The following is a 12041-nucleotide window of genomic DNA, read 5'->3' on the forward strand; positions in this document are numbered from 1 at the left end:
ATGCGGCGCTATGCACTGACGGCACTTGCGCTGTTGTCGGCGGCATGCGGCGACTCGATCGCCCAGGAAGGCGCGAACATGAAGACATATGACTGGCTGCCATCGGAATCCGCCCCCAAGGAGGCGCCGATCTACTTCGTGCGCGGCGACCTCGTCCTGGCAGGCGGCGGCACCACCTATGTTCCGGATACCCGGATCGTCAGCAACGGCTGGGGCCAGATCGGCTCGACCCATGTAGTTGGCGAGGACAAGAAGCCGTTGCCGACCAACGTGTCGCTGACCTGGCTCTCCCTGCTCGAGAACCGCTTTTATGCCGGCCAGTTCGCGCTGCCGCTGGACCGTCTCACCGTGTTGTTCGACCGTGGGACGCCGTTGCCGGCCCCCCGGCAACGCGCCGCTTATGGCCGAGTCGTGTTCGGCATGGCGCCGGGTGGGAATGTGTCGGTGTGGGCGACGGCGGGCGAGGTCGTAACGGAGGTCGCGACCTTCAAGGCGTCGCCGACGGAGGTGCCGTTCTCCCAGGTCACCGACAATCCGGAGGTGACCCGCGAGTCGTTCATCCGCGAGAATCTAGAGTTCGCGATCAAGGACGACGCGGCCCGATCCGCCGCCGCGCAGCCCGAGCGGCTTGCCGCCTGGGGCGACTATCCGCGCCGCCTCGCCTGGACGGCGCAGCTGGCGGGCGGGTCGCCGCAGGGGGCGGTTCTGTGGTTCAGCGGCGTCAACGGGGAGCGCGATTGGTTCGACCTGGCCGACCCGCAACGTGGCGGTGAGCCGCTCCCGCCGAACCTGCCGGTACCGGCGAGTTTGCGGCTCAACTGGCGATCGGCTCAGGGAATGCTGTCAGCCGACATCGCGCTGGACCCCGTCGAGAGCGTCGCGGCTTTCAAGAAGCTCGCCGCAGCGGACCGGCCCGGAGCGATGACCTTGATGGTCGAGCCGTCACCGACCGGCGACACGGTGGACGTCTTCCTGCGCCGAGGCGAACTGGCCTATCGGTTCAAGAACACTAAGGTCCAGGTGTTCGGCGCCGACTAAGCCGCGGCGCGGCGTCGCTCCGCCATTTCCTCGTTCAGCATCTCGGCCAGCAAAAACGCCAGCTCGAGCGACTGCGACGCGTTGAGCCGCGGATCGCAATGGGTGTGGTAGCGATCCGCCAGCGACTGCTCAGTCACGTCGACCGCGCCGCCGGTGCATTCGGTCACGTTCTGCCCGGTCATCTCGGCATGAATGCCACCGGCGTGGGTGCCCTCGGCGCGATGCACGGCGAAGAAGCCGCGCACTTCGGCCAGGATGCGCTCAAACGGGCGGGTCTTGTAGCCCGTGACCGACTGCATCGTGTTGCCGTGCATCGGGTCGCATGACCAGATCACCGGCTGACCCTCGTGGGTGACGGTGCGGACCAGTCGCGGCAGCGCCGCCTCGATCTTGTCATGGCCAAAACGCGTAATCAGCGTCACCCGTCCCGGCACCCGCGCCGGGTTGAGCGTGTCGAGCAGCCGCAGCAGCATGTCGGGGTCCAGGCTCGGCCCGCACTTGATGCCGATCGGGTTGCCGATGCCGCGCAGGAACTCGACATGCGCGGAGCCCGGGAAACGGGTGCGGTCGCCGATCCACAGGAAGTGCGCGCTGGTGTCGTACCAGTCGCCGGTCAGCGAATCCTGCCGCGTCATCGCCTGCTCGAACGGCAGCAGCAGCGCCTCGTGGCTGGTATAGAAGCTGGTCTGCGCCAGCTGCGGCACGGTTTCGGGGTCGATCCCGCAGGCGCGCATGAACTCCAGCGCGTCGCCGATCCGGTCCGCCGTCTCGCGATACTTCTTCGACCATGGGCTCGACCCCAGGAAGTCGTGGGTCCAGCGGTGGACCTGGTGCAGGTTGGCGTACCCGCCCTGTGCGAAGGCGCGCAGCAGGTTCAGCGTCGCCGCCGACTGGCTATAGGCGCGGATCATCCGCTGCGGATCGGGGTGCCGCTGCTCGGGCGTGAAGCCGATGTCGTTGACATTGTCGCCGCGATAGCTCGGCAGCTCCACGCCATCGATCGTCTCGGTGCCCGCCGACCGCGGCTTCGCGAACTGCCCCGCCATCCGCCCGACCTTCACCACCGGCAGCTTGGAGGCATAGGTGAGGACGACCGCCATCTGCAGGATGACGCGAAAAGTGTCGCGAATGTTGTTCGGATGGAATTCGGCGAAGCTCTCCGCGCAGTCGCCGCCCTGGAGCAGGAAGGCGCGGCCCTCCGCAACCTCCGCCAGAGCGGCGGTCAGGTTGCGTGCCTCGCCCGCGAAGACGAGCGGCGGAAAGTTCTTCAGCGTCGCGGTGGCGTCATCCAGCGCGGCCGCGTCGGGATAGTCGGGCTGCTGCAGCGCCTCGTGGGCGGTCCAGCTATGGGGAGTCCAGGCGGCCATGATCGTGGCTCTCGATGGTAAAGGGTCCACGCGGGCCTTTGCGCCCAAAGCGCCGGGTGTGCAAACCTGGGGAAGCTAGTGCCCGTCTACGGCGGTGAGGATCGCGCGGCCATAGGCGGTCTTGCTCAGCGCCTGTCCCTGCGCCCGGGCCTGGTCGGCGCTGATCCAGCCCTGTTCGAATGCGATCTCCTCCAGGCAGGCGATCTGGATACCCTGGCGGTGCTGGATGGTGCGGACGAACTCGCTCGCCTCGAGCAGGCTGTCGTGGGTGCCGGTGTCGAGCCAGGCATAACCCCGCCCCATCTGCTCGACGTACAGGTCGCCTGCCTCCATGTAGCAGCGGTTGAGGTCGGTGATTTCATACTCGCCGCGCGCCGAGGGCTGAAGCGCCGCCGCGTAGTCGCAGACCCGGCCGTCGTAGAAGTAGAGGCCGGTGACCGCATAGTTGCTCTTCGGCACTGCCGGCTTCTCTTCCAGGCTCAGCGCGCGCCCGTCCGCGGCCAGCTCGACCACGCCATACCGCTCGGGGTCCTCGACGCGGTAGGCGAACACGGTCGCGCCGCCCTGCCGCGCCACCGCGCTCGCCAGCAGGTCGGTCAGGTGGGCGCCGAAGAAGATGTTGTCGCCGAGCACCAGCGCCACCGGCTCGCCCGCGACGAAATCCCGGCCGATCGTGAACGCCTGCGCCAGCCCGTCGGGGCGCGGCTGCTCGGCATAGCTGATGGTCAGTCCCCAGTCGGAGCCGTCGCGGAACATTCGCCGGTAATTGTCCAGGAACTCCGGCGAGGAGATGATCAGCACCTCGCGGATGCCGGCGAGCATCAGCACCGACAGCGGGTAATAAATCATCGGCTTGTCATAGATCGGCAGCAGCTGCTTGTTGATCGCCAGCGTGGCGGGGTGGAGCCGCGAGCCCGAGCCGCCGGCGAGGATGATGCCCTTCATGGCTTTGGTCCGATCAGGTCGTCGAGGATGGGGCGGAGCGCCTCCTGCCATGGCCGGGGCACGACGCCCCAGTCGCGCGTCAGCGCGGCGGTGCTCAGCAGCGAATTGGCGGGCCGGCGGGCGGAGGTCGGGAAGTCGGCGGTGGCGATCGCCTCGACGATAGCGGAGGGTCCGCCGTGAGCCGCCGCCTGCCGGAAGATCTCGGTCGCGAAGCCGTGCCACGTCGTCGCGCCGGCGTTGCTGAAATGCCAGGTGCCCGTGGGTGCCGCGGGATCGTCGGCCAGGCGGATCGCGATCGTCGCCAAAGCTTCGGCGAGATCGGCGGCGCTGGTGGGGCTGCCATGCTGGTCGGCTACGACGCGCAAGGTCGGGCGGTCGGCGCCGAGCCGCAACATCGTCTTGACGAAATTCGCGCCGGTCGCGCTCACCACCCAGGCGGTGCGGACGATCGCGTGGCGGAAGCAGCCGGTGCGCACCGCCAGCTCGCCGCCGAGCTTGGACGCGCCATAGACGCTGGTCGGCCCGACCGGATCGTCGACCTCCCAGGCGCCATCACGGTCGCCGGCGAAGACATAGTCGGTCGAGACATGGACCAGCGGCATGTCCGCCGCCTTGCACGCCGCCGCCAGTGCCGCCGGCGCCAGCGCGTTGACCTGCCAGGCGAGGAGGGGCTCGGACTCCGCCTTGTCGACCGCGGTGTAGGCGCCGGCGTTGATCACCGCTGCCCACGGCCGCTCGGCCACCTTGGCGGCGATCGCCGCCGGGTCGGTCAGGTCGAGCTCCGCGCGGGTAAGCGCGACCGCCTCGCACCCGGCAGGCCAGACGTGGCCAGCGAGCGCCGTCCCGACCTGCCCGCCGCCGCCGGTGACCAGAACCTGCTTCATGCCCGATCATCTTCACCGGCGAACGCCGGAGCCCTGCACCGGTCGAGGAGGCGCGCCATGCGCTCGCCCATTGCGCAGCTCGCAACCGCGCCCCGGCCTTCGCCGGGGAAGAGCCTGAGGTCGGTGATCGGAACCTGCCTCAACCCGGCAAGCCGCGACGCGCGTCCGCCTGGCGCTCCGCAACGATCGGGCGCCACCAGTCCTCGTTAGCGAGATACCATTCGACGGTCTTCGCAATACCGCTCGCAAACGTCTCCTGCGGCTCCCATCCCAGCTCGTCGCGGATGCGGCTCGCATCGATCGCATAGCGCATGTCGTGCCCCGGCCGGTCGGCGACATAGCCGATCTGCGCGGCATAGCTTTTCCCGTCCGGACGCGGCCGCAGCCGGTCGAGATGCGCGCAGACCGCGTGCACGACCTCGATATTCTGCATCTCGTTATTGCCGCCGACATTGTAGGTCCGGCCCGGCGCGCCGCGCTCGAACACCGCCACGAGCGCGCTGACATGGTCCTCGACATAAAGCCAATCGCGGACCTGGTCGCCCTTGCCATAGACCGGCAGCGTCTCACCGCCGAGCGCCTTGACGATCATCAGCGGGATCAGCTTCTCGGGAAAGTGATATGGCCCGTAATTGTTCGAGCAATTGGTGATCAGCACTGGCAAACCATAGGTGTGCCCCCAGGCGCTCACCAGATGGTCGGACCCGGCCTTGGACGCGGAATAGGGAGAACGCGGATCATAAGGGGTGGCCTCGGTGAACAGCCCCGTCTTACCGAGTGACCCGTACACCTCGTCGGTCGAGATATGGTGGAAACGAAAGGTGTTGCGCGCCGCTCCTTCCAGCGACTGCCAATAGACGCGCGCCTCGCTCAGCATCACGAAGGTGCCGACCAGATTGGTCTGAATAAACGCACCCGGCCCGTCGATCGAGCGGTCGACATGGCTCTCCGCAGCCAGATGGGTGATGACGTCGGGCCTGAACCCGGCGATCGCCGCGCGCACCGCCTCGGCGTCGCAAACATCGCCCTGAACGAAACGATAGCGGTCGCTCTCCGCCACGCGCTCGACCGTCGACAGCGTCCCGGCATAGGTAAGCTTGTCGAAGTTCAGCACTTCATGGCCGGTCCATTCGATCAGGTGCCGGACCAGCGCCGAGCCGATGAAGCCGGCGCCGCCGGTAACCAAAATGCGCATCAACTGACCTCAGGCGAGCGGCGCCAGTGGGCGCCCGTCATAGGGGAAGGGTGAGTCAAACCTGTCGAGCGTCGGCAGCTCCAGGTCCTTGGCCGACAGCGCCGGCTCGGCGCCGGGGGGCAGGGGCCAGGCGACGGCGATGGTCGGATCGTCCCACCGGAGGCCGCCGTCGCAATCGGGCGCGTAGGTGTCCGACACCTTGTAGCTGACCTCGCAATCCTCCTCCAGCGTCAGGAAACCGTGCGCGAAGCCGGCGGGCACGAACAGCTGATGTCCATTCTCGGCCGACAGCTCGGTGCCGACCCACTGCCCATAGGTCGGTGAGCCTCGTCGGAGGTCGGCCGCCACATCGAAGATCCGGCCGCGAATGCAGCGCACCAGCTTGTCCTGCGCGCGCGGCGGCGCCTGAAAATGCAAGCCGCGCAGCGTGAACCGCGGCCGCGACAGCGAGTGGTTGTCTTGAACGAAGCGCGTCGTGATCCCTCGCGCGGCGAAATCCGGCTCGCTGTAGACCTCTGTGAACCAGCCGCGCGCGTCGCCGTGGCGCTTGGGCTCGATGAGCTGGACGGGGCTGGAGGTCATGCCGCCTGCGGTTAGCGCGCTGTCCGTGGAGCGGCAACCGCCCGCGTCAATAGCCTGCCTGCAGGTCCGCGACATTGCGCATCGGCCGATCCTCGCGAAAGGCGGCCAGGTTCTCCAGGAACAACGCCGCCGCGCGCGCGAACATCTTGGTCTGGCTGCGCCCCGATAGGTGCATGGTGATCATGCAGTTCGGCGCCGACCACAGCGGATGTTCGGGCGGCAGCGGCTCCGGGCTGGTGGGGTCGAGGAAGGCGCCGCCGATCCGTCGCTCGTGCAGGGCGGCGAGCAACGCGCCCTCCTCGATCATGTCGCCGCGCGCGATATTGATCAGCCACGCGCCGGCTTTCATCGCTGCGATCTCGTCCGCGCCGATCAGCGCCTTGGTCTCGTCCGTGGAGGGTGCTGCGAGCACCACCCAGTCGAACTCGCCCAGCCGGCCGCGCCAGGCGTCGGGCGTGATCGTGCCGTCGCGCCCGCTGCGGGTCACGCCCGTCACGTCGATCCCGAAGGCCGCCAGCCGCTCGCCGATCAGCCGGCCGATCGCGCCAAAGCCGACCACCAGCGCGCGGGTCTCGAAGAGCTCGATCTTGCCGGGAGCATCCTTGGGCCATTGCTGCCGGTCGTGCGCCCGGACAACCTCGTCAAACCGTTTCGCGGCGGCGAGCACCCCCAGCACCGCGTATTCGGCGACCGCATAGGCGTTGATGCCGGCACCATTGGTCAGTGTGACCGCGCGCTCGCGCAACAGGTCCAGCGGAAAGGCGTCGAGCCCGGCATAGATGGTCGACACCCATTTTAACCTGGGCCCCGAAGCCCGGATCGCGTCCGCGACCAGGCTGGTCGGCTGCATGTCCACCCAGGCGATATCGGCATCGGCGATGCCCGCCTTCGCCTCCGTCGGATTGGCGAACCAGGCGACCTCCAGCCCCGGCGGCAGCGCCGGTTCGAGAAGGGGGCGGGCGAGGGCAGGGAGCACGGCTTTCATCGCTCCCGTCCTAGCCGTCGGACCCGGGCGGCGCTAGAAGCGACGCATGAAGATCGGGTTTGGGGTCGCGGCCCTGCTCTTGATATCGCCGGCGGCCGCTGCGGATACCGGACCTTGGGAAGCGGTCCGCGCCGTCGATGCCCGCATGGCGTCGATCGCCTATCGGCTGGCCACCGGCAACGCCGCGCTCTGCCGCGAGCTTCAACCCGTGCCGGGGTTGCAGCTTCATGCAATCGATCAATATGGCGCCGCCAGCCGCGCCGCGGTGCGGACCGCGTTCGGCTTCACCCAGCCGGTGCAGGTGGAGGCGGTGGTACCGGACAGCCCGGCGGCGGCGGCGGGGGTCATGGCCGACGATGCCGTGGTCATGATCGGCGACGATGCCGTGCCCGCCCCGGCCGGCGAGGCTGCAACCAGCATGACGCGCGACGCCGCGCTGGCGCTGCTCGCCGAACAGGAGGTGACCGCACCGCTGCGCCTCACCCTCGAACGCGCCGGTCAGCTGAGAACGGCAACGATCGCGCCCAGTCCGGGCTGCGCGTCGGGGTTCGAGGTGCTGCTCGGCTCCGGAATGACCGCCCGATCGGACGGCAGGACCGTGCAAGTCGGTGCCCGCTATTTCGAGCGGTTGGACGATCAGCAGGTCGCCGCCGTCGTGGCGCACGAGCTCGCCCACACGATCCTGCGCCACCGTGTGCGGCTGGAGGCGGCGGGGGTGCGATGGGGCGTGCTCGCGCAGTTCGGCCGCAATGCGCGGCTGTTTCGGCACACGGAAGAGGAGGCGGATCGGCTCAGCGTCCACCTGCTCCACAATGCCGACTACGACCCCCATGCGGCGGTCCGGTTCTGGGCGGGGGAGGGCGGTCGCATCGCCGGCGGCCTTTTCCGGGGTCCGACCCATCCACCGACCAAGACCCGCATCAACATGATCGCCGCAGAGATCGCGGTGCTGCCGCCCGCCGGCCCCTCGCTGCCGCCGCTGCTCGCCGGGCGCGACGAGCCGCTGCGCTAGTCCTCGACTTTGCGCGGCGTGACAACCGCCGGGCGGAGGCGGATCGCCACGCACAAGACGACCGGCCAGAGCAGGGTGTTGAACAGGTCGAGGCGGGTATCGGCCCATTGCCACGATCCATGCGCCAGCGAATCGAGTGCTTCGTTCACCACCTCCGCCACCAAGACGAAGGCGAGCGGGACGAAGCTGCCCAGTGACCGCCCGGTCACCACTCGCGCGATCAACAGCACCGCCATGCCGGCGTGGATATGGAGCACTTCGTCGGACAGGTGCGTCATGTCCACGACCCACCTGATCCAGTCGTAATAGCCCTGCGCGAACGCCGTCATGCTTCGGCTTCCAGGGGGCGCCAGTCCCAACCGAGGGGGTCGCCGTCCATCACCTCGACGCCGGCCGCGGCAAGTTCGTCTCGGATCGCATCGGAGCGGGCATAATCCTTCCCGGCGCGGGCCTCACGCCTCGCGTCGAGCTTCCGCTCCACATCCTCGTCAGACAAGATCACGCCCGGCGGGCGAACCCGCAGCGATCGCATATTCAGCGACGCGATGCCGAGCCCTAGCACCTCGTCCATGTCGAGAAGCGCGTCGTAACAATCGTCCGCCGGAAGGGTGCCCTGACCAAAATACTTAATCAGCTTCTCGAACTCGGTCACGACAACGGCCGTGTTCAAGTCGTTGCTGACCGCACGGTCGAAGGCGTCGCGAGCATTTTGTACGATCGGGTTCGGATCGTTCCGCTTCTTGCCGGTGGTTGCGCGAGCGACCTTCTCAACCCCCGACGCCAACCGCTTCAGCCTCGTCAGGGCGGCCGCCAGTCCCTCCCAGCTGAACTCCATTTCCGAGCGATAATGCGCCTGCAGGCACATCAGCCGATAGGCGAGCGGATGGTAGCCCCGGTCGATCACCGCTTGCAGCGTGAGGAACTGACCGGAGGATTTAGCCATCTTTCCCGTGCGATCGACCAGGAAGTTGTTATGCATCCACAGCTTCGCGCCAGTGTCCGCACATCCGCCGAACGCCTGGTTCTGCGCGATCTCGTTTGGGTGGTGGATCTCGCGATGGTCGATGCCGCCGGTGTGGATGTCGAACGGCGCTCCCAGATACTGCCGGCTCATCACCGAGCACTCCAGGTGCCACCCCGGCGCGCCACGGCCCCAGGGTGAGTCCCATTCCATCTGCCGGTTCTCGCCGGGGGGTGAGGCGCGCCAGATCGCGAAATCCTGCGGATGGCGCTTGCCCGCGACCGGGTCGATCCGGCCCTCACCCTCGTCATCGCGCGACCGGGCGAGCCGCCCGTATTCGGGCACGGTTGAGACGTCGAAGTACAGGCCGCTGTCGAGGCGATAACAATGCTTCGCCTCGATCGCCTCGCCGAACGCGATCATCGCCGCGACATGATCGGTGGCGAGTGGGAAGTGGGTCGGCTCGACGACGTTCAGATCGCGCAGATTCTGTTTGAACGCCGCCGTGTAATGCGCTGCGATCGCCCAAATATCCTGGCCCGTCGCCTTGGCGCGCGCCTCCATCTTGTCCTCGCCTGCGTCGGCGTCCGACTGCAGGTGGCCGACATCGGTGATATTGATGACGTGGGTGAGCGGATATCCCCTCCACCGCAGCACCCGCGCCAGCGTGTCGGTGAAGACATAGGCGCGCAGATTGCCGAGATGGGCGTAGTTGTAGACGGTCGGCCCGCATGAATAGACGCGCACGTCGGTGGGGTCGATCGGCGCGAACGGCTCGGTCGCGCGCGTCAGGCTGTTGTAGAAGGTGAGGGGAAGCATCGCCCGCGCTCTAGCGAGCGATGATCCGCCGGTCACGCACCCGCGTCAGGCGCCTTTGCCGATCGGCGCTTCGCGCATCACCGCGAGATCGGCCTGGAACATCTCCCGCGCGAGTTCGCGCACCGGCGTGACATGGTGCCAGCCGAGCTTCTGCTGCGCCTTGGTAGGATCGCCGAGCAGCAGATCGACCTCGGTCGGTCGGAAATACCGTGGGTCCACCGCGACCCGGATTTCGCCGGTACGGGTGCATACCCCCTGCTCCTCCACGCCTTCGCCACGCCATTCGAGCGCGCAGCCGGAATCCTCGAACGCCCAGTCGACGAACTGGCGCACGGTAGTGGTCTCGCCGGTCGCGAGCACATAATCGTCCGGCTCGTCCTGCTGGAGCATCATCCACATGCCGCGCGCATATTCGCGCGCATGACCCCAGTCACGCTTCGCATCGAGATTGCCGAGGTGCAGGCGCTGTTGACGCCCCAGCGAGATCGCGGCCGCGGCCCGGGTGATCTTGCGGGTGACGAAGGTCTCGCCCCGCAGCGGGCTCTCATGATTGAACAGGATGCCGTTGGAGGCATGGATGCCATAGGCCTCGCGATAGTTGACTACGATCCAATAGGCATAGAGCTTCGCGACGGCATAGGGGCTGCGCGGATAGAAGGGCGTCGTCTCGCGCTGCGGTACCTCCTGCACCAGGCCGTAAAGCTCGCTGGTCGACGCTTGGTAGAACCGGGTCTTGTCTTCCAGCTTGAGGATACGGATCGCCTCCAGCAGCCGCAGCGTGCCCAGTGCGTCCGAGTTGGCGGTGTACTCCGGGGTTTCGAAACTGACCTGGACATGGCTCTGTGCCGCCAGGTTATAGATCTCGTCGGGCTGCGTCTCCTGCACCAACCGGATCAGGTTGGTCGCGTCGGTCAGGTCGCCATAATGGAGAGACAGCCGGGGATTGGGGTTGTGCGGGTCCTCATAGATGTCCTCAATACGCCCGGTGTTGAACGACGAGGAGCGCCGCTTGACGCCATGCACCCGGTACCCCTGCTCCAGCAGCAGCCGCGCGAGGTACGCCCCGTCCTGTCCGGTCACGCCGGTGATCAACGCTGTCTTTTCGGTCATATCTGCCCCCGTCTTCACCCTCCCATAGCGAAGGAGGCACGACGCGGAAGATCAAAAGGAGCGAGATCGACATTGTTTTCGCACCTGCAGCATGGCGGATTGCACGAAAGCCGGTCGCGACGCTCCAGGCTTGTTTTGTCGGACCTGCCCTGCTAGGCGGCCTCCCGTTCTGACGGCGCGGACCCGATCCGGCGCCGCCACAGCCGTTTTTCGGAGAAGTGTCGGTTTTATGCAGATCATCGTTCGCGACAACAACGTCGATCAGGCCCTGCGCGCGCTCAAGAAGAAGCTGCAGCGCGAAGGCGTGTATCGCGAGATGAAGCTGCGCCGCCACTATGAGAAGCCGTCGGAGAAGCGCGCGCGCGAGCGCGCCGCCGCCGTGCGCCGCGCCCGCAAGCTGGAGCGCAAGCGCGCCGAGCGCGACGGGGCGCGGTAAGACACGCGTTTATGCCTCAACTTTCCCTCAACTTCCGCGAGAGGAAAGGGGGAAACGAGGCATCAAGTCCGCCTGAAGTTCCGCCGCCCGTTGCATACCTCGGGTGGCATCTGACCCCGGGGTAGCCATGACCACCGTCACCGCCGTGCCGCTCCAGCCCGTCAAGCGCGGCTACCTCATCTGGCTCTGGCTGGGCATCCTGCTCGCCTGCGTCTCCGCCTATGCGCTGGCGCGTCAGGGCGACCCCGCCTTGCTCCGCGAGGCCCGCGGCAAGGGCGTGGTGACCACGCCGTCTGGCCTGCAGTACAAGGTGCTCAAGGCCGGCGAGAAGGGTGGCGCCCACCCGACGGCGACCGACGTGGCCTTAATCCAGTACCATGGCCGGCTGATGGACGGCACCACCTTCGATAAATCTCAGCAGCCCACGCCGCTCCAGGTCGGCGGCGTCGTTCCCGGCTTTGCCGAGGCGCTGAAGCTGATGACCAAGGGCGCGAAGTACCGGGTCTGGCTGCCGCCGGCGCTCGGCTATGGCGCGCAGGCGACGGGCCCGATCCCGGCCAATTCAACGCTGGTCTTTGACATCGACCTGGTCGATTTCCGGTCCGAAGCCGAGATCCGCCAGATGCAGCAGCAACAGGGCATGGGCGGTGCCCTTCCCCCGGGTGCTATTCCGCCGGGCTGAGCTATAGGGTATCGCCGGTCTCGGC

At 67.4% G+C, this 12041-nt stretch carries 13 protein-coding genes; 4 read left to right on the forward strand and 9 right to left on the reverse strand.

Features of this window, described 5'->3' with window-relative positions:
• A complete protein-coding gene (locus VFQ64_RS08100) occupies positions 1–1038 on the forward strand; it encodes a DUF2931 family protein (RefSeq protein WP_325102788.1) in 1038 nt (345 codons plus the stop codon).
• Here VFQ64_RS08100 and VFQ64_RS08105 read toward each other — a convergent pair.
• From VFQ64_RS08105 to VFQ64_RS08130, 6 genes are all read right to left on the reverse strand, one after another.
• Positions 1035–2408: a class II 3-deoxy-7-phosphoheptulonate synthase gene (locus VFQ64_RS08105; protein WP_325103416.1), complete on the reverse strand. Its 1374-nt coding sequence runs from the start codon at positions 2406–2408 to the stop codon at positions 1035–1037. The genes VFQ64_RS08100 and VFQ64_RS08105 overlap by 4 nt on opposite strands.
• 72 nt (positions 2409–2480) lie before the next feature.
• The gene (gene rfbA, locus VFQ64_RS08110; RefSeq protein ID WP_325102789.1) at positions 2481–3350 is read right to left on the reverse strand and encodes a glucose-1-phosphate thymidylyltransferase RfbA; all 870 of its coding nucleotides are present in this window, start codon (positions 3348–3350) and stop codon (positions 2481–2483) included.
• Positions 3347–4234, reverse strand: a complete 888-nt coding sequence (rfbD, locus tag VFQ64_RS08115) for a dTDP-4-dehydrorhamnose reductase (RefSeq protein ID WP_325102790.1) — start codon at positions 4232–4234, stop codon at positions 3347–3349. The genes rfbA and rfbD overlap by 4 nt, the downstream gene beginning before the upstream one ends.
• A 139-nt stretch (positions 4235–4373) precedes the next feature.
• Positions 4374–5429 carry a dTDP-glucose 4,6-dehydratase gene (rfbB, locus tag VFQ64_RS08120; RefSeq protein WP_325102791.1) on the reverse strand — a complete coding sequence of 352 codons (1056 nt, stop codon included), beginning with the start codon at positions 5427–5429 and terminating at the stop codon, positions 4374–4376.
• A gap of 9 nt (positions 5430–5438) precedes the next feature.
• Complete coding sequence (gene rfbC / locus VFQ64_RS08125; RefSeq protein ID WP_325102792.1) at positions 5439–6011, reverse strand: dTDP-4-dehydrorhamnose 3,5-epimerase; 573 nt, start codon at positions 6009–6011, stop codon at positions 5439–5441.
• Between the two features lie 46 nt (positions 6012–6057).
• Positions 6058–6996: a D-2-hydroxyacid dehydrogenase gene (locus VFQ64_RS08130; protein WP_325102793.1), complete on the reverse strand. Its 939-nt coding sequence runs from the start codon at positions 6994–6996 to the stop codon at positions 6058–6060.
• Positions 6997–7042: 46 nt separating this feature from the next.
• Here VFQ64_RS08130 and VFQ64_RS08135 point away from each other — a divergent pair, with 46 nt between their 5' ends.
• On the forward strand, positions 7043–8008 hold the full coding sequence (locus tag VFQ64_RS08135) for a M48 family metallopeptidase (protein WP_325102794.1): 966 nt from the start codon (positions 7043–7045) through the stop codon (positions 8006–8008).
• Here VFQ64_RS08135 and VFQ64_RS08140 read toward each other — a convergent pair.
• From VFQ64_RS08140 to gmd, 3 genes are read right to left on the reverse strand one after another with little or no spacing between them, the layout of a single operon-like run.
• Complete coding sequence (locus tag VFQ64_RS08140) at positions 8005–8337, reverse strand: hypothetical protein (RefSeq protein ID WP_325102795.1); 333 nt, start codon at positions 8335–8337, stop codon at positions 8005–8007. The two genes, VFQ64_RS08135 and VFQ64_RS08140, sit on opposite strands and share 4 nt — an antisense overlap.
• A complete protein-coding gene (cysS, locus tag VFQ64_RS08145; RefSeq protein WP_325102796.1) occupies positions 8334–9788 on the reverse strand; it encodes a cysteine--tRNA ligase in 1455 nt (484 codons plus the stop codon). The genes VFQ64_RS08140 and cysS overlap by 4 nt, the downstream gene beginning before the upstream one ends.
• 45 nt (positions 9789–9833) lie before the next feature.
• The gene (gene gmd / locus VFQ64_RS08150) at positions 9834–10898 is read right to left on the reverse strand and encodes a GDP-mannose 4,6-dehydratase (protein ID WP_325102797.1); all 1065 of its coding nucleotides are present in this window, start codon (positions 10896–10898) and stop codon (positions 9834–9836) included.
• A gap of 229 nt (positions 10899–11127) precedes the next feature.
• On the opposite strand from gmd, the gene rpsU reads away from it, so the two are divergent.
• Positions 11128–11334 carry a 30S ribosomal protein S21 gene (gene rpsU / locus VFQ64_RS08155; RefSeq protein ID WP_007404630.1) on the forward strand — a complete coding sequence of 69 codons (207 nt, stop codon included), beginning with the start codon at positions 11128–11130 and terminating at the stop codon, positions 11332–11334.
• Positions 11335–11461: 127 nt separating this feature from the next.
• A complete protein-coding gene (locus tag VFQ64_RS08160) occupies positions 11462–12016 on the forward strand; it encodes an FKBP-type peptidyl-prolyl cis-trans isomerase (protein WP_325102798.1) in 555 nt (184 codons plus the stop codon).
• Positions 12017–12041: the final 25 nt, after the last annotated feature.

Source organism: Sphingomonas sp. (assembly GCF_035714405.1).
In the GTDB taxonomy this organism is placed as follows: domain Bacteria; phylum Pseudomonadota; class Alphaproteobacteria; order Sphingomonadales; family Sphingomonadaceae; genus Sphingomonas.